Below are 15,940 nucleotides of genomic sequence, written 5' to 3'. Positions count from 1 at the left end.
TAACCGAAACAGAAACAAAAATGGCAATAAGCAAGAATCGCATCAAATATATCCATTCGCTGGAGTTAAAGAAAAAGCGCAAAGAAGAAAACGTATTTCTGGGAGAAGGCCCCAAGCTGGTAGAAGACCTGTTAGGACACTTCGACTGCCGTTTCCTGATGGGCACCCGCGAATGGCTTGCCTCGCAAAAGAATCTGACGGACATTCAGGACATAACAGAGGTGACGGAAGAAGAGCTTGCACGCGCCAGCCTGCAAAAAACTCCGCAACAGGTATTGGCCGTATTCGAACAGCCGCAGTACATGACCGACCCTAAAATCGTAGAACATTCACTCTGCCTGGCACTCGACGACGTGCAAGACCCCGGAAACCTGGGAACCATTGTGCGCCTGGCCGACTGGTTTGGCATAGAAGACATTTTCTGTTCGCCCAACACGGCCGACATCTACAACCCCAAAGCCATTCAGGCCACGATGGGAGGAATCGCACGAGTCAGAGTGCACTATACCGATTTGCCAGAACTGATCCGCTCGCTGAACGGCGTACCCGTATACGGAACCTTCCTGGACGGGAAAAACATCTACGAACAACCGCTGTCCGAGCACGGACTCATCATCATGGGAAACGAAGGGAAAGGAATAGGCCGCGATGTAGAACAACTGGTAAACCGCAAGCTGTATATCCCCAACTATCCGGTCAGCCGCGAAACATCCGAGTCGCTCAATGTGGCCATCGCTACCGCAGTGGTCTGTGCCGAGTTCCGGCGACAGGCTGCATGGCGTTGAAGTCGAAAGGATAATACAGATAGGATGCCAGTTCGCCATCCGGCCCTTCGGGGAACAAAGCAATGACTCCCGGCAGCCATTCGACGTCTTCGACTTCTTCTTTCAGCGGAAAGATGCGAACGGCGTATCCCTGGTCTACCTCTACCACATATTGCTTCAGATAGCCATAGCCTGGTAGAAACAAATAATGCGAGGCAAATCTTTTCATTCTTCTCGCATTCTTGTTTTTAAAGGAACCACATTCTGCTTCTTTAAGGTAGCTTTTTGCAACCGCTGTCCGGACTTCAGGGTAGAAGTATTGTTGCTAACCGGCACATTGTTGACGCCCGGACGAGGACGTGCACGTTCTTCCGAGCGTTCTTCCTGCTGCGAGGGCGTTTCCTGCAGCTTCTGCACATCGTCCTTCGCTTTGGGCAAAGAGTCTTTCCGCAAGGAATCGGCACGCAACGAATCGGCCTGCAAGGTATCGGCTGCAATTGCCGGCAAGGAGTCTTTCGCATGGTAGCGCATCAGCGAAATCCGGTCAAGAAGCAAGTCGCCGGCTTCCTCCTGTTTCGGATAGTACACAAAGCCACGGACCTCCTTGATATCGCCTAACGTGTCGGCATACAGGGTCAGCGTATTCGTACCTTCCTTCAGCACATGCAGCATGGTGCTGATAACCGTATCTTTGGAGTAGGCTACCTGCATTCCCATCACAGGTGCCGTAAGCACATCCGCCGCTTTACCCAGCATCTGGAAACGGACGCTCCACCGCAAGGTGTCACGGCTATGGAAATTGGAGTCGGAAGGTATGGTAAAGGCAACTTTATTGTCCAAAGGCATGCCCGTCAGCTGATAAATGCGCTGTCCGAACCACACATCAATGCTGTCTCCCGGACGGGAGGACTTAGGACGGTTTTCCCTTAAGGCAATCAGGTGGTTGATGCCGTCGCGCCGGGCTTTCAGCCGTTGGTTGACTTTCTCGTATACCTTGGTCAAGGCATCGGGGTTGCGGGCAAACCACACCATGGATGAATCGAACTGCGCCTGAGTGATGCCATACTTCTTGAAGACGGATTCTACATAGAGCACCTTTTTGTACGAGTCATTGTAGGGGATATCCTCGCCCATTGCCTTGGCAATGTGGTAATCATAAAGCACATTCTCCATCGTCGCATCTGGCAGCACTGTGTCAGGTCTTTTCACCTGACAAGCACTCAGACATAAAACCGACAGAGCAATACTATACCATCGAATCCGCATCTTTCCTTTCATGATTTTTTTGTCACAGCATGATAGGCATCATTCAAATATTTGCTATAGAACAGCAGCAGAGCTATAATACCACAACTGATGGCCGCATCAGCAAAATTGAAGATAGGGCTAAAGAATATAAAATGTTCCCCTCCGACAAATGGCATCCACTGCGGCCAGTCGGTCTCGATGATAGGGAAATAGAACATATCTACTACCTTACCATAGAACAACGGCGCATATCCGCCTTCTTCCGGCATAAAGGATGCAATCTGCGCATGGGTGCTTTCGTTGAAGATGACTCCGTAAAATACGCTGTCTATAATATTCCCCAAAGCTCCGGTCAGAATCAGTGAAATGCAGACAATGAAACCGGTCTTCATCCCATGCTTCACAAACTTGTACAGGAACCATCCTATGAATGCCACTGCAACTATACGGAAGCTGGTCAGGAACAATTTTCCGAAAATTTCCATGCCGAAAGCCATGCCATTATTCTCGGTAAAATAGATATAGAACCAGTCGGTCACCCGGATGCTCTCATGCCAGAACATGTGAGTCTTAATCCAGATTTTGATAATCTGGTCAATGATCAATACCGAAAATATAACGGACAAGGCTATCCGGCCTTTCGTGAGAATTTTACTCATTTACTTCTTTCCGTTGTTTTTAGCTTCTATACTCAAAGTTGCATGAGGCACAGCACGCAAGCGTTCAGCAGGAATCAGCTTACCGGTCTCGCGGCAGATGCCGTACGTCTTATTCTCGATGCGTACCAATGCAGCCTGCAATCCTTGAATAAACTTCAACTGACGCTGTGCCAGACGCGTTGTTTCTTCCTTTGACAATGTATTGGCACCTTCCTCCAACACCTTGTAAGTAGGCGATGTATCGTCTGTATCGTTTCCATCGGCACCTGTCAGACTTGCTTTCAGCAAATCATAATCGCGTTGTGCCAATTCCAGCTTTTCCATTATAATGGCGCGGAATTCTTCCAATTCAGCATCCGAGTATCTTGTCTTTTCTGCCATAGCTTTAGAATTTTATTTAGGGTTCTTAATATGGTTCTCTTTTAAGCCTTAGCCACTTCCTTTTCAACGTTTATGAACAAAGAGAAATCATCGAAATTCAACTCTGTACCGTTTTCTACCTCATCCACAAGCGTAAGTGAGGTTCCCAAGACTTGGTTACAAATATAGTCTTTATATTCGGTTACCGCATCATCTGTCTGCTGATTTTTTGATAAGCAGATCCGAATTTTATCAGTTATTTCAAATCCGCTCGACTTGCGCAGATTCTGGATACGGTTCACCAGTTCACGGGCTACACCTTCACGACGCAACTCTTCAGTCACAGTGACCTCCAGAGCAACGGTCAGCTTGCCTTCGTTAGCCACCAGCCAGCCGGGAATATCTTCGCTGAAGATTTCAACGTCGCTCGTCTCGATGGTCGCATCGCCACTGTCCAGATGGAAGGTATACGAACCGGCCTTCTCCAGTTCGGCAATGGCTTCCTGCGACATTTCTGCCACTTGTGCTGCCACCGCTTTCATCTGCTTGCCAAATTTCGGTCCCAGCTTCTTGAAGTCGCATTTCACCTTCTTGACAAGCACACCGGCTGCGCCGTCCACGAAACGGATTTCCTTGACATTCACTTCGTTCATGATGAGCGACTTCACTGCTTCCACATGGGCACGCTGTTCCTCGTCAACTACAGGAATCATGATGCACTGTAGCGGCTGGCGAACCTTGATGTTCACCTTACGGCGCAATGCCAATACCATCGAAGTGACGTCCTGAGCCATCTGCATACGGGCTTCCAGCTCCTTGTCGATCATGCCTTCCTGACATACCGGGAACTTGGCCAAGTGCACGGAAACTACGTTGTCGCGTCCGGTTACGGCAATCAGGTCCATGTACAACATATCGGCATAGAAAGGAGCAATAGGAGCCATCAGCTTGGCTACGGTCTCCAGACAGGTATACAATGTCTGATAAGCAGACAGTTTGTCTTGTGTGAATTCTCCGCCCCAGAAACGTTTGCGGTTCAGACGGACATACCAGTTAGACAGGTTGTCGTTGACAAAGTCGGAAATCAGACGTCCGGCTCTTGTCGGTTCGTAGTCGTTATAGCAGGCATCTACGTTCTTCACCAGCGTATTCAATACGGAAAGAATCCAGCGGTCTATTTCCGGACGTTCTGCCATCGGCACGTCGGCTTCCTTGTACTCAAATCCGTCCACGTTGGCGTAAAGGGCGAAGAACGAATAGGTGTTGTAGAGCGTGCCGAAGAACTTACGGCGTACTTCCTCTACTCCGTCCACATCGAACTTCAGGTTGTCCCACGGCGAAGAGTTGGTAATCATGTACCAGCGCAAGGGGTCGGAACCATATTTCTCGATCGTAGCGAAAGGATCGACTGCATTGCCCAAACGCTTCGACATCTTGTTGCCATTCTTGTCGAGCACCAGTCCGTTGGAAATAACCGTCTTGTAAGATACGCTGTCGAAGACCATGGTAGCAATGGCGTGCAGTGTAAAGAACCAGCCACGTGTCTGGTCCACACCTTCGGCGATGAAGTCGGCCGGATATACCTGATGCGAATCAAGCAGTTCTTTATTCTCGAACGGATAATGAATCTGTGCATAAGGCATGGAACCGGAATCGAACCATACGTCTATCAGGTCCGACTCACGCTTCATGGGCTGACCGTCTTTCGAAACAAGGATAATATCGTCGACATACGGACGGTGCAAATCTATCTTATCGTAATTTTCTTTGGTATATACACCGGGAACAAAGCCTTTCTCCTTGTAAGGATTGCTTTGCATCAGACCGGCAGCCACCGATTTTTCTACCTCGGCGTAAAGTTCTTCTACCGACTCGATACACTTCTCTTCCGTGCCGTCTTCGGTACGCCAGATAGGAAGCGGAGTACCCCAGTAGCGCGAACGGCTCAGGTTCCAGTCGTTCAGATTCTCCAGCCACTTGCCGAAACGTCCTGTACCGGTGCTTTCCGGTTTCCAGTTAATGGTCTTGTTCAGCTCCATCATGCGTTCCTTGCAAGCCGTACTGCGGATGAACCAGCTGTCCAACGGATAGTAGAGCACCGGTTTGTCTGTACGCCAGCAGTGGGGATAGTTGTGTACATGTTTCTCGATCTTAAATGCCTGGTTGGCGGCTTTCATCATCATGCAGATGTAGAAGTCGAGCGACTCGGCTGCCTGTGCGGCCTTTTCGTCGTACTTGCCGTCTACGGTGAATTGCGGGTCGTAAGCATTCTTCACCCAACGGCCCTGGTATTCCTTATAAGCCTCAACATCCACACACTCGGCTACAAACTTCTCGTCCAGTTCGTCCAGCAGATAGAACTTACCGGTCAGGTCGACCATCGGACGGGTCTCGCCGCGCTTGTTGATCATGAACAGCGACGGGATGCCGGCTGCACGTGCCACGTTGGCATCGTCGGCACCAAAAGTCGGGGCGATGTGTACGATACCCGTACCATCTTCCGTCGTCACATAGTCACCGGGAATCACACGGAAAGCTTTTGCCGATGCTTCCTGCCAGTTACCGTCCTTATCCAGTTCGGTCGGCTTCACCCAAGGAATCAGCTGTTCGTACTCCATGCCGACCAGGTCGGTACCTTTGTACTCGCCGACTACCTTGAACGGAATCAGTTTATCGCCGGGCTTATAATCCTCTAATGCAATGTCTTCCGCCTTTTTATTGAAGTGTGTGTAGAGCAATGCCTTGGCCAGAACAACCGTCATCTTTTCGCCGGTATAACCATTGTAAGTCTGTACGGCTACATAGTCGATTTTCGGGCCTACACAGAGTGCTGTGTTGCTGGGCAAAGTCCACGGAGTAGTAGTCCATGCTATGAAGTAAGGGGTTCCCCACTCTGCCATCTCCGGTTTCGGGTTCTTCATTCTGAACTGTCCGACTACCGTCAGATCCTTCACGTCGCGATAGCATCCCGGCTGGTTCAGCTCGTGCGAGCTCAGTCCTGTACCGGCAGCAGGCGAATATGGCTGAATGGTATATCCCTTGTAAAGAAGTCCTTTCTTGTACAACTGCTTCAGAAGCCACCACAGTGTCTCGATGTAACGGTTGTCGTAGGTGATATACGGATCTTTCATGTCTACCCAATATCCCATCTTGTGTGTCAGGTCCTCCCATTCTTTCGTGAACTTCATCACGTCCTTGCGGCAGGCAGCGTTATAGTCGGCCACGGAGATGGTTTTTCCGATGTCTTCCTTCGTAATGCCCAGTGCTTTCTCCACACCCAGTTCCACAGGGAGTCCGTGAGTATCCCATCCGGCCTTACGCTTTACCTGGAAGCCTTTCATCGTCTTGTAACGGCAGAAAATATCTTTAATGGAACGTGCCATTACGTGGTGAATACCCGGCATACCGTTGGCCGAGGGAGGTCCTTCGAAAAATACGAAGGAAGGACATCCTTCACGTTCTGTCATACTCTTGGTGAAAACCTGGTTTTCGTCCCATTTCTTCAATACTTCTTTGTTCACTTCTGAAAGGTCGAACTTCGAATATTCGGCAAACTTCTTACTCATATCTTAAATGTCTCCTAAATACACTTTTATTTTTAAGGGCGCAAATTTATAAAAAAGTTGGATAAATCAGTGCTTTTAAGATTGTTTATTTATTCAGGCCAGCAGTTTCCGGTACTCGCCCGGCGTATATCCGACGTTTTTCTTGAAGATGCGGTTGAAGTGCTGCGAATACTGGAAACCCAGCTCGTAGGCTATCTGGCTGACTGTTTTTTCCGTACTTGCAATCATCTCCTTGGCCTGGTCTATCAGTTTGGTCTGTATATATTCCTGAGGAGTCTTGCCCGTCTCTTTTTTCACCAGATCGCCGAAGTAATTGGGCGACAGAAATACTTTCTCGGCAAAATACCGGACCGAAGGCAGTCCCTCTGTCTGAGGTTTGTCGCTGGCAAAATACTCGTCGAGCAAGTCCTCGAAGCGCATCAGTACATCCTTATTCACAACGGCACGGGTTGTGAACTGGCGTTCGTAGAAACGCATGCAATAATCCAACAGCAGCTCGATGTTCTTCGAAATCAGCCGTTTGCTATGCCTGTCAATAGGATGATTCAGCTCCATCTGTATCTTCTTCAGACAGTCCAGAAAAACGCTCCGTTCTTCTTCCGACAGATGAAGGGCTTCGTTCGAACTGTAGGCGAAGAAAGAATAATGTTTGATTTCCTGTCCCAACGATGTTCCTTTTATCAGGTCGGGATGGAACAACAGGCCACAGGCATTCAGGGGTGTTCCCTGCTCCAACGTTGTTTCGACAATCTGCCCCGGCGCAAAGCTGGTCACCGTGCCTTCCTGATAGTCGTAAGTCTGCCTGCCATAGCGGATATCTCCGCAACGGGTCTGTTTCAGAAACAGGGCATACACGCCGTAGTTCAGGACAAAATGTTCGGGATGACGCGTAGCCTGCGACAGGTCGACCACACTGACAAGCGGATGCAGTGTTTCCAGTCCGAACAAATCGTTGTATTGCTCTACATTCTCCAGTTTAATTACATCTTTCATAACCGATACGTTTTTACTTTCCCACAAATGTAGGCAATTTAGCCGTAAAGAGAGAACGGATCGGAACAGAATCTGTAAAATGAATACAACGAACCGTAATACATCCACATTCCATCCATCGGTATACAAGTACTTTTGCCGAACAATTAGTAACTCAACTTTCGCAAGATCGAGTTGACAAGGTGTTTCAAGCGGTGCCCTATCAAGCAGGACATCCCGGCCTTGTAGACCTGTTGCCTGATCTCTTTCAAAGGCTATGTGATAACAGATCCTTCACGGCGTTCAGGATGACAAAGCAAAGCGATAGTAACTATAAAGAGACTCATAGGAAACAGACTTTTTAAAGTGAACCCAATTAGTAAATAGAAATACCGATATGAATATCAGCGACTTCCTGTCTTACGTAAAGACCCGTCAGGCTCTCAATACACCTGACATTTTCAAATTCATGAACGAAATGAGCGACGAAGCCCGCCGCATCACTTTCCAGCTGAACACCGCTTACCACACTCCGGAAGAAGTACGCCGGTTGCTTTCCGAACTGTTCGGCTACACGGTGCCTGCCTCCTTGCGGGTATTTCCTCCCTTCTACACCGACTTCGGCAAAAACATCACCGTGGGCGAAAATGTGTTCATCAACGCCTGCTGCCACTTTCAGGACCATGGCGGAGTAACTTTGGGCGACGGATGCCAGATAGGTCACAACGTCGTATTTGCCACGCTGAACCACGGCCTGTCGCCCGAAGAAAGACCCATCACTTATCCGGCTCCCATCGTGCTCGAACGAAATGTCTGGGTAGGTTCCAACGCCACTATCCTCCAGGGAGTGACCATCGGCGAAAATGCCGTTGTAGCTGCCGGTGCGGTAGTGACACGCAACGTACCGGCCAACACCATCGTAGGTGGCGTACCTGCCAGATTCATCCGTAAAATATAATCCACTTGACTGATACGTTTGCCTTCACACATCGAAAATTCAAAACATGCGTTAAAAAGGCGTTTTACTTTCTTAAATCCTGTTATAAATCAACGAAATAAGAAGCAAAAGTTTGGAGTTTCCGCCAAAAGGGCTACCTTTGCAACGTGTTTTTCATAGTATTAGATTTAAGGTTAACAAGAAAGATTGGCTGTCTGGGATAGATAGCCTTTTTTTTTGCACTTAACTCTGGGACTGTTTTTTCATCCGCACTTCATACAGATCGCTCCGACGGTCTTTCAGGTTACGTACACTTCCGTACGTATGCAGCTCGTTCAGCAAATCCAAATCGACATCCGACACCAGAATCATCTCCGTATTCGGAGTGGCCTCCGCACGCTTTCCGTCGGTGGGGAAAGCAAAATCGCACGGCGTAAAGACACCCGACTGGGCATACTGGATATCCATATTGTGCACACGCGGCAAGTTGCCTACACTGCCGGCTATCACCACAAAGCACTCGTTCTCGATGGCACGGGCATGGGCACAGACCTTAACGCGGTTGAAAGCATTCTGCGTATCGGTCAGGAAAGGTACGAACAGAATCTGCATGCCCTGGTCGGCCATGATGCGCGACAGTTCGGGGAACTCCACGTCGTAGCAGATCAGGACACCGATCTTGGCACAGTCAGTCTCGAACGTCTTCAAGGTCTTACCTCCGCTCAAGCCCCAGCTCTTGATTTCGTCGGGCGTGACGTGAATCTTTTCGTACATCTCGTACGTGCCGTCGCGGCGGCAGAGGAAACCGATGTTGTACAAGCGTCCGTCTTCCTTGATAAGCGGCATGCTGCCCGTGATGATGTTGATGTTGTAGCTGATGGCCAGCTTGATGAAGCGTTCGCGTATCTCGTCGGTATAGGCGGCCAGACCGCGGATGGCTTCCGACTCACCCTCGTCGTTGAACTTTGCCATCAGCGGGGCATTGAAGTATTCGGGAAACAGCACAAAGTCACTCTTATAGTCGGACACGGCGTCGACAAAGAATTCCACCTGCTCGAACAGGTCGTCCAGCGTCTTATAGGCACGCATCTGCCATTGCACTAAGCCCACGCGGACGGTGGTCTTCGGATTGATGTATTCCTGCGTGGGTGGCTGGTAGTAGATGTTGTCCCACTGCAGGAGGCAGGCATAGTGCTTCGATTCCTCGTCGTTGGGCAGATAGTTGCGCATCACCTTGCGCACGTGGAAGTCGTTCGACAGCTGAAAGGTGAGCACCGGGTCGTAGATTTCCTTCTGGCGCACCTTGTCGATATACTCCTTGGGGCGCATCTGGTCGGCATACTTGTGGTAGTTGGGAATGCGACCACCGAACATAATGGCTTTCAGGTTCAGCTTCTCGCAAAGATCCTTGCGGTATTCGTACATACGGCGTGCCAGACGCAGTCCGCGATATTGCGGATGGATGAAGACTTCGATGCCGTACAGGATATTACCCTTGGGATTGTGCGTATTGAAAGTCTCTTTGCCCGTCACCTGAGCATAGGTGTGATCGTTCTTCACGTCGTCGTAATTGACGATGATAGAGAGGGCGCACCCCACGATTTTCTCGTCCACTACCGTCACAATCTGTCCTTCGGGGAAGATGCGGATCAGTTTCTCGATCTGCTTGTGTGTCCAGAAGACGTCGCTTCCGTCCGAATATACACGTGTGAATGATTGGGCCAATTGGTCGTAATCCTCGATTTGCAGATTGCGTATCTGCACTTTGTTGATTTTGATAGAATCCATAGTTGTTTTCTTGTTTTAATCGAAGACGGACAATCTTGCTTGCCGTCATTGCGGCGCAAAGGTAGTGCTTATTTTCATACGTTGAACCTTGCCTGTTTCCAAAACTTCACGTCTTTCCTGTAGAAACTCATCCTTCTATCTGCTTCGAGGCACAGTCGGGACAAAGGCCTTTCACCACGTAGTTGACTGATTGCATCACGAACCCTTCGGGCAGAGCGATGGAAGGAATGTGCAGGGTCTTGAAACAATAGGTCCGGTGACAAGCCTCGCAATGGAAGTGGATGTGCATATCATCCACGGAACAAGTCGTCTCGCCGTCGCACAGTTCGTACTTCAGGGCACCGCTACCGTCGTCGATGGCATGCACCACCCGATGCTCCAGAAACAGCCCCAACACCCTGAAGATGCTCGACTTGTCCATCCTCTCCAATACCTCTTCCAGTTCGGGCAGCGAGACCGGTCGCGCAGCAGCAAGCAGAGCGCGCAACACCAGAATGCGGTTGGCTGTCGGCTTCACTCCTTTCTTTTCCAATATGCGTATGTCCGATTTTTCTTCCATTGTCTCATCCGGTTGGTTATATAGGGACAAAGGTAGCGATTGCGTGGCAAACGGGCAATACAAAAAACGCGGATGGACGCCGTTTTTCGCAGATTTCACGTTTCTTCTGCGTACATCCGTGTGTCCATCCACGTTTCTGATTATTCTGTGGAAGTTCTGTGGTTCCGTACGGTGTGTGCCCCGCCCTTCGTCATCCTAACGGGTCTTCGCCGCCCGGCTCGGTGCCGCCGCCACTGCTGCCGCCCGGCTCGGTGGTGGTGCCGCCGGTGATGCCCTTCGCCTTCTTGTAGTCGGCCAGCGAGGCGTAGTTGACGTCGTTTTCCAGCACACCGCCGTTCTCGAACTGCAAGCCGTTGATGACCGACTCGCGAAAATCCTTGCTGGGCGTGAAGAGGATGCGCGGGTTCTTTATCATGCTCGATGCCTGATAATCGGTGATGTTTTCCACGCCGTCGCTCTGGAAGGTGACGCGCAGCGTACCCAGGTCGCCCACGCGCACGGTGTGGCCCTGCTGCAGTTGTTGGCGGGCGTAGTTGCCCAGCAGTTCCAGGGCGGCTTCCATTTCCTTGGGAGCCACGGTGGTGTTCTCGGTGGCGGCGCGCGTCATGGCTTTCACGTCCTGTGCCGTCTCGCTCAGGGGCGAGGCATACCATTTCTTCGGAGCACCCTTGTCTTGAGGATTACCCCGTTTCACTAATTTGTACTTGTACATAGTATTTACCATTTAAAAAGTTATACATAATGCCCTCTTTCCGGCAAGCGACCGGAAAGAGGGCTTTTTTTGCTATTGATTATCAGTTGTTTACCGAATTGCAGGAGTAATCCTTGGAGACTCCCGTGAGTCTTGCCCCGACACTCCCGGGAGTCATGGACGGAGACTTTAGGGAGTCATGCCTCATGACTCTAGGGAGTCTTGACGGGTGACTTCGGGGAGTTCTTTCGATGTAATATAGATTTACCATTCTACGGTACTGCCGTCCTCGAAGCCGCCGTGTTCAGCATCGGTAGGAGTACTAACATTCACATAATTGTTATACACGTCTTTTGACCATTCTGTATTCCACTTCTCCAACAGACTCTTCGGAAGAAGAAGCTTCAAGTACAAGGTTCCACTACCAGTGCTTTGTTTTTGACTTCCACATCGCAAATCTGTCAGCTTCCCATTTTCAATCAGGCTCAGTTCAGCCAGACGGTTAGTATTACACCACAAAGTTTCCAAATTTGTCAAAGCGCTGACATCTAACGTAGTCAAGGCATTGGCGTTGCATTTCAAGCTGGTCAGGTTAGTCGAAGCACTTACATCCAGCGACGTAATTTTGCTGCTGCTACAATCTAAAGTTTCCAGTTGGGACAAGCCCTGTACATTCAGCGTAGTCAGCATCGCACATTTGTTACAACTCAAGGTCGTCAAATTGGTCAGACTTGTGACATCCAACTCAGTCAGTTTATCACAATCATTGAAATTCAAGGTCGTCAGTTTAGTAAGGCCTTTAATAGCGTCTATGCCTGTTACTGTTACTCCGGTGTGGTAGCAATTCAAGCTTTCCAGCTTGGTGAAATATTCAATGCCGGACAAGTCTGTCAAATCTGACCTATTAGAGAGGTCCAACGATGCTACCTCTTCCATTGCTGCCAGGTTCGCGGCTGTCAAGGTCACGGTATTATCAGAGTTCTTTGTCCACCCAACCTGATTATTCGCTGCAAGAACAAACGTGGTGTTAGTAATAGGCTGCAGGAAATTGTCGTTGTCCAAACTCATATCATCGCCCAGATTGGTTATTTTCCCGGCTTCGAGGGTAACCTCATTGGTCGTTGATTTGCAGTATACATTACCATCCTTGGTATAGCAGAAGTTGAGTTCCTTCAGTTTGCCGGGTGCCACTACGAAATAATAAGTTTTCCCGGCTTCGAATGTGCCTGATAGCTTCACTTCATTTTGGGCAGATGTAACAGTCAAGGTGCCATTCGTGATACTATAGGACAGATCACCCGCCAGCCCTTCGCCATTCGCGCCTTGCAAGCTGAAACTTTCTATACCAGTAACATCAGCACCTTCGGCAATGGTGAACTTCACCAAGGCACAGAGGTTGTGGAACTGCAAACTACTGTTATCATCGGCCTTGGTCTGTGCCCACGAGGGGTTCAGACCCTTGGCAAAGCCGCCTGCCGTAGCAGTCTGTGCATTAGAAAGACGGAATGTGATAGTGTTATCTTGAGCATTGTAGTCACTATGCCACGAAGCAAGATTGTAAGGATAGAAGGCAGTATAAGTATCTGCCGCTGTCGCTTTACCGATAAAGGAAGCGCTGCTGCCATCGACCTGAGCAGCGGTAAACTTATTCTTGGTGGTATAGCTTCCGCTCCAAATGGTGATTTCATCGTCTGCATTCCAGTTGATGGCATGGCCTTCCTCGTCCAGCGACGTACGGGTCTGTGGCGTTCCGGCTGTAAAGGTCATAGGCACAAGCTCACCGATGCTGCCGACCTCGTTGTTCTCAATGATTTCTTCGTTGCCGCAGGCTGCCAACAGCAGGGCCAGTGCGGCGATGGTCATGTTCTTTGTTCTCATTGCTTATCATTATTATTTAAGAATTTACCAAATGTCGTCTCCGTCTCCGAAGCCGTCGTGCCCCGCGTCGGGGAAACTGGCCAAGAAGCCTGCCTCGACCTCCACTTCGATCACTTCGCACCGTGGAGACTCGTAAGCCCCCAAGCCGGTGTATTCTTCATTCTTGTTCTCTTGCATATCGTTAATATTTATTTAGATGATTCGGGGAAAGCGACAGGACAGGAACGCAAAAAAAACTGCAAACCCACGCAGAGGAGAGAAGACGCTCCCTTCGTCGGCTTGCAGGCTTCCTGGCCGTCGTTATCGCGCGTGCGATAACTATATATAAGGTATAGATAAATCCATGTGTGTTTATACAAAAATCACACATATCCAAATTTTCAGCATAGTTTTGTGCACGCTTATTCGCAAAAAAAGCAGACATAAAGCCTATGCCGCAAAGGGTGGCTTTGTGCCTGTTCTCTCTTGTCGTATCTGCTGTATAAACGCTTGTTTGCACTGTCAAATTCTCGTTTGGTTAAGACGGGACAAAATTAGACCAATCCTACCAAAGCACCGGGACAATGCTTGAAAACTTACGGGACAATTTAAGGAAAAATGCCCCGCAGAAGGGACAATAAGCCGAATTTCGTTCCATTGTCCTCCCCCTTCTGCCCTGACAGAAGGCATCCGCAGGTGCGGTTCTTATTCTTTTTCCTTCCGGTATGCGTCGAGGTTGCGGCTATAGGTTTTCACCGAAGCAAAGCCGCTGTGAAGAGCCACCTCTTCGCGGGTTGCTGCCGGATTCTTCTTTTTATACTCCAAGGCAGCCTCGACCCGCAGCCGGTTCAGTTCCTTGTAGAACGAGCCGAAACGTTCGTTCATCACAAGCGACACATACTTCCTGTTGCTCTTCACCGCCGCTGCCAGGTCATCTAACTTCAGATTCGGGTTCAGGTAAAGCTGCTGCTCCGTCAACACAGCACGTATCTTCACCTCCAAACCATCCTTCACCTCGGCCGACAGGCTCCACGAAGAACGGACGTCATCCTCCAACGCCTTCTGTTCGGTCAGCAATGTCTCCACCTTCTGCTCTACAAAAGCCTCCGCCTCGCCTACCGCCTGCCGGCATTCATGCCGTTGCGGATGCAGAATCTGCAGCAGGATGACCACATGCATCACGGCAATACTCAACTGTAGATACATGTTATAGGTGTGGCTCCCGGTAAAGAAAAGCACCCAGGCGGCTACAATATAAATAAGAGGAAAGAAAACTACGAATCGGGCAAAACGCATGGGAAAGTCGTCTTCGTTCGAATACTCCTCGTACTGATGCTTGCGTATCTGGAGGCAAAGCCACCACGTAGTACGCACCATTCCGACCGTCAGCAGCAGCGCATAAGCACCCACACACGGCAGAACTACATCGGCACGACGCCACAGCACGTCGCCTCCCATCCAGGCGAATGCCCAAAGCACCGCAATAAGCAGCAAAGGCAGCACCCCCGCCACCGCCAAGTACAGCCAGCGGCGACGCACACCGGCAAAGAAATAGCGGCGGAACGACAGGATACCGGCCACCGGCAAAAACAGGACAAAAAACACACGCACAAACAGCCACGCATCCGCACTGTCCATCCGGCACAGCCATACCCCCGGCAGGGCAAAACAGGCAAAGATAAACGTCATGAGCCTGCGTGCCGGATAGAAATAGGATTCTTGCTTGTCGAAAGGACGACACATATGAAAACAGCGCACAAAAGCGCAAAACAACGACGAGCACACAAGCACCAGCCCGGCTGCCGCATAATATAGTTCGGGAGTTTGCAACACCATAACAGTTCCAACTTTACTAAAAACAGAGACAAAAGTATGAAAAAAAGCAATCGGGTATTTCATTTTTTTCTTTATCTTTGCCGCTGAGAGACAAAGGGGTGCCCCGACGGGCTGAGATCATACCCTCGAACCTGATACAGTTAGCACTGTCGTAGGAATTGGATATCATCGCATACTTATCACATAGCTGCCCGCACCTTTTTGAGTTTTTAAGTTTATAAGTTTTTAAGTTTTTGAGTTTCTGAAGGCGTAAAGTCCGAAGTAAAACAATTAGCTTATGAACCTGCAAATTCATAAACTCAAAAACTCCCCCACAAAACTCAAAAACTTAAGAACTTAAAAACTTAAAAACTTAAAAACTCAAAAACTTAAAAACTCAAAAACTTAAAGCCATATGAAAATAACCGTTAACAATCAGGAAATCGACACCAATGCCACGACTCTCCGTCAGCTGGCTGAAGAACTGTCGCTGCCCGACCGTGGTGTAGCCGTGGCCGTAAGCAACCGCATGGTGCCACGCACCGAATGGGAAAATTATCAGCTGACCGAAGGAGCCTCGGTCGTCATCATCAAAGCCGCTTGCGGCGGATAATGGAAGAATTTTAAGTTTTTGAGTTTATAAGTTATTAAGTTAAAGTTACTGCTTTACTTTAACTCAAAACCCAAAAACAAACAACTTAAAAACTAAAGAACTCATAAACTC

At 49.4% G+C, this 15,940-nt stretch carries 15 protein-coding genes and 1 riboswitch; of the genes, 3 read left to right on the top strand and 12 right to left on the bottom strand.

The genetic code is table 11. The features are described 5' to 3' along the window. Nucleotides 1–20 precede the first annotated feature (20 nt). Nucleotides 21–785 carry a TrmH family RNA methyltransferase gene (locus BQ5591_RS11660; protein ID WP_071149520.1) on the top strand — a complete coding sequence of 255 codons (765 nt, stop codon included), beginning with the start codon at nt 21–23 and terminating at the stop codon, nt 783–785. Here BQ5591_RS11660 and BQ5591_RS11655 read toward each other — a convergent pair. The 6 genes from BQ5591_RS11655 to BQ5591_RS11630 all read right to left on the bottom strand — a co-directional run bounded on the left by BQ5591_RS11655 (nt 736) and on the right by BQ5591_RS11630 (nt 7,590). Beyond that, nucleotides 736–993 carry a hypothetical protein gene (locus tag BQ5591_RS11655; protein WP_022161681.1) on the bottom strand — a complete coding sequence of 86 codons (258 nt, stop codon included), beginning with the start codon at nt 991–993 and terminating at the stop codon, nt 736–738. The two genes, BQ5591_RS11660 and BQ5591_RS11655, sit on opposite strands and share 50 nt — an antisense overlap. Continuing rightward, the gene (locus BQ5591_RS11650) at nt 990–2,042 is read right to left on the bottom strand and encodes a DUF4296 domain-containing protein (protein ID WP_083380962.1); all 1,053 of its coding nucleotides are present in this window, start codon (nt 2,040–2,042) and stop codon (nt 990–992) included. The genes BQ5591_RS11655 and BQ5591_RS11650 overlap by 4 nt, the downstream gene beginning before the upstream one ends. After that, nucleotides 2,039–2,671: a lipoprotein signal peptidase gene (locus BQ5591_RS11645; protein ID WP_022161679.1), complete on the bottom strand. Its 633-nt coding sequence runs from the start codon at nt 2,669–2,671 to the stop codon at nt 2,039–2,041. The genes BQ5591_RS11650 and BQ5591_RS11645 overlap by 4 nt, the downstream gene beginning before the upstream one ends. After that, nucleotides 2,672–3,052, bottom strand: a complete 381-nt coding sequence (locus BQ5591_RS11640; RefSeq protein WP_022161678.1) for a TraR/DksA family transcriptional regulator — start codon at nt 3,050–3,052, stop codon at nt 2,672–2,674. It abuts the gene before it with no gap. Between the two features lie 41 nt (nt 3,053–3,093). Beyond that, nucleotides 3,094–6,597: an isoleucine--tRNA ligase gene (ileS, locus tag BQ5591_RS11635; RefSeq protein WP_071149519.1), complete on the bottom strand. Its 3,504-nt coding sequence runs from the start codon at nt 6,595–6,597 to the stop codon at nt 3,094–3,096. Between the two features lie 93 nt (nt 6,598–6,690). After that, a complete protein-coding gene (locus tag BQ5591_RS11630; protein ID WP_022161676.1) occupies nt 6,691–7,590 on the bottom strand; it encodes a helix-turn-helix domain-containing protein in 900 nt (299 codons plus the stop codon). Between the two features lie 376 nt (nt 7,591–7,966). On the opposite strand from BQ5591_RS11630, the gene BQ5591_RS11625 reads away from it, so the two are divergent. Then, on the top strand, nt 7,967–8,527 hold the full coding sequence (locus BQ5591_RS11625) for a DapH/DapD/GlmU-related protein (RefSeq protein WP_071149518.1): 561 nt from the start codon (nt 7,967–7,969) through the stop codon (nt 8,525–8,527). Between the two features lie 222 nt (nt 8,528–8,749). Here BQ5591_RS11625 and BQ5591_RS11620 read toward each other — a convergent pair whose 3' ends face one another. From BQ5591_RS11620 to BQ5591_RS11600, 6 genes are all read right to left on the bottom strand, one after another. After that, nucleotides 8,750–10,294, bottom strand: a complete 1,545-nt coding sequence (locus BQ5591_RS11620; protein WP_071149517.1) for a carbon-nitrogen hydrolase family protein — start codon at nt 10,292–10,294, stop codon at nt 8,750–8,752. 127 nt (nt 10,295–10,421) lie between these two features. After that, the gene (locus BQ5591_RS11615) at nt 10,422–10,853 is read right to left on the bottom strand and encodes a Fur family transcriptional regulator (RefSeq protein ID WP_071149516.1); all 432 of its coding nucleotides are present in this window, start codon (nt 10,851–10,853) and stop codon (nt 10,422–10,424) included. Nucleotides 10,854–11,043: 190 nt separating this feature from the next. Continuing rightward, on the bottom strand, nt 11,044–11,565 hold the full coding sequence (locus BQ5591_RS11610) for an HU family DNA-binding protein (RefSeq protein ID WP_071150687.1): 522 nt from the start codon (nt 11,563–11,565) through the stop codon (nt 11,044–11,046). 243 nt (nt 11,566–11,808) lie between these two features. Beyond that, the gene (locus BQ5591_RS11605; RefSeq protein ID WP_071149515.1) at nt 11,809–13,422 is read right to left on the bottom strand and encodes a hypothetical protein; all 1,614 of its coding nucleotides are present in this window, start codon (nt 13,420–13,422) and stop codon (nt 11,809–11,811) included. A 24-nt stretch (nt 13,423–13,446) separates the two neighbouring features. Then, nucleotides 13,447–13,599, bottom strand: a complete 153-nt coding sequence (locus BQ5591_RS21605; RefSeq protein WP_162841930.1) for a hypothetical protein — start codon at nt 13,597–13,599, stop codon at nt 13,447–13,449. A gap of 507 nt (nt 13,600–14,106) precedes the next feature. Beyond that, the gene (locus BQ5591_RS11600; RefSeq protein ID WP_071150686.1) at nt 14,107–15,237 is read right to left on the bottom strand and encodes a helix-turn-helix domain-containing protein; all 1,131 of its coding nucleotides are present in this window, start codon (nt 15,235–15,237) and stop codon (nt 14,107–14,109) included. An 84-nt stretch (nt 15,238–15,321) separates the two neighbouring features. After that, a riboswitch (TPP riboswitch) is annotated at nt 15,322–15,412 on the top strand. A gap of 219 nt (nt 15,413–15,631) precedes the next feature. Here BQ5591_RS11600 and thiS point away from each other — a divergent pair. Further along, the gene (gene thiS / locus BQ5591_RS11595; protein ID WP_022163310.1) at nt 15,632–15,829 is read left to right on the top strand and encodes a sulfur carrier protein ThiS; all 198 of its coding nucleotides are present in this window, start codon (nt 15,632–15,634) and stop codon (nt 15,827–15,829) included. Nucleotides 15,830–15,940 lie beyond the last annotated feature (111 nt).

The sequence above is a fragment of the Bacteroides ndongoniae genome, assembly GCF_900108345.1.
Taxonomy (GTDB): domain Bacteria; phylum Bacteroidota; class Bacteroidia; order Bacteroidales; family Bacteroidaceae; genus Bacteroides; species Bacteroides ndongoniae.
This window is presented reverse-complemented; position numbering and strand designations above follow the sequence as displayed.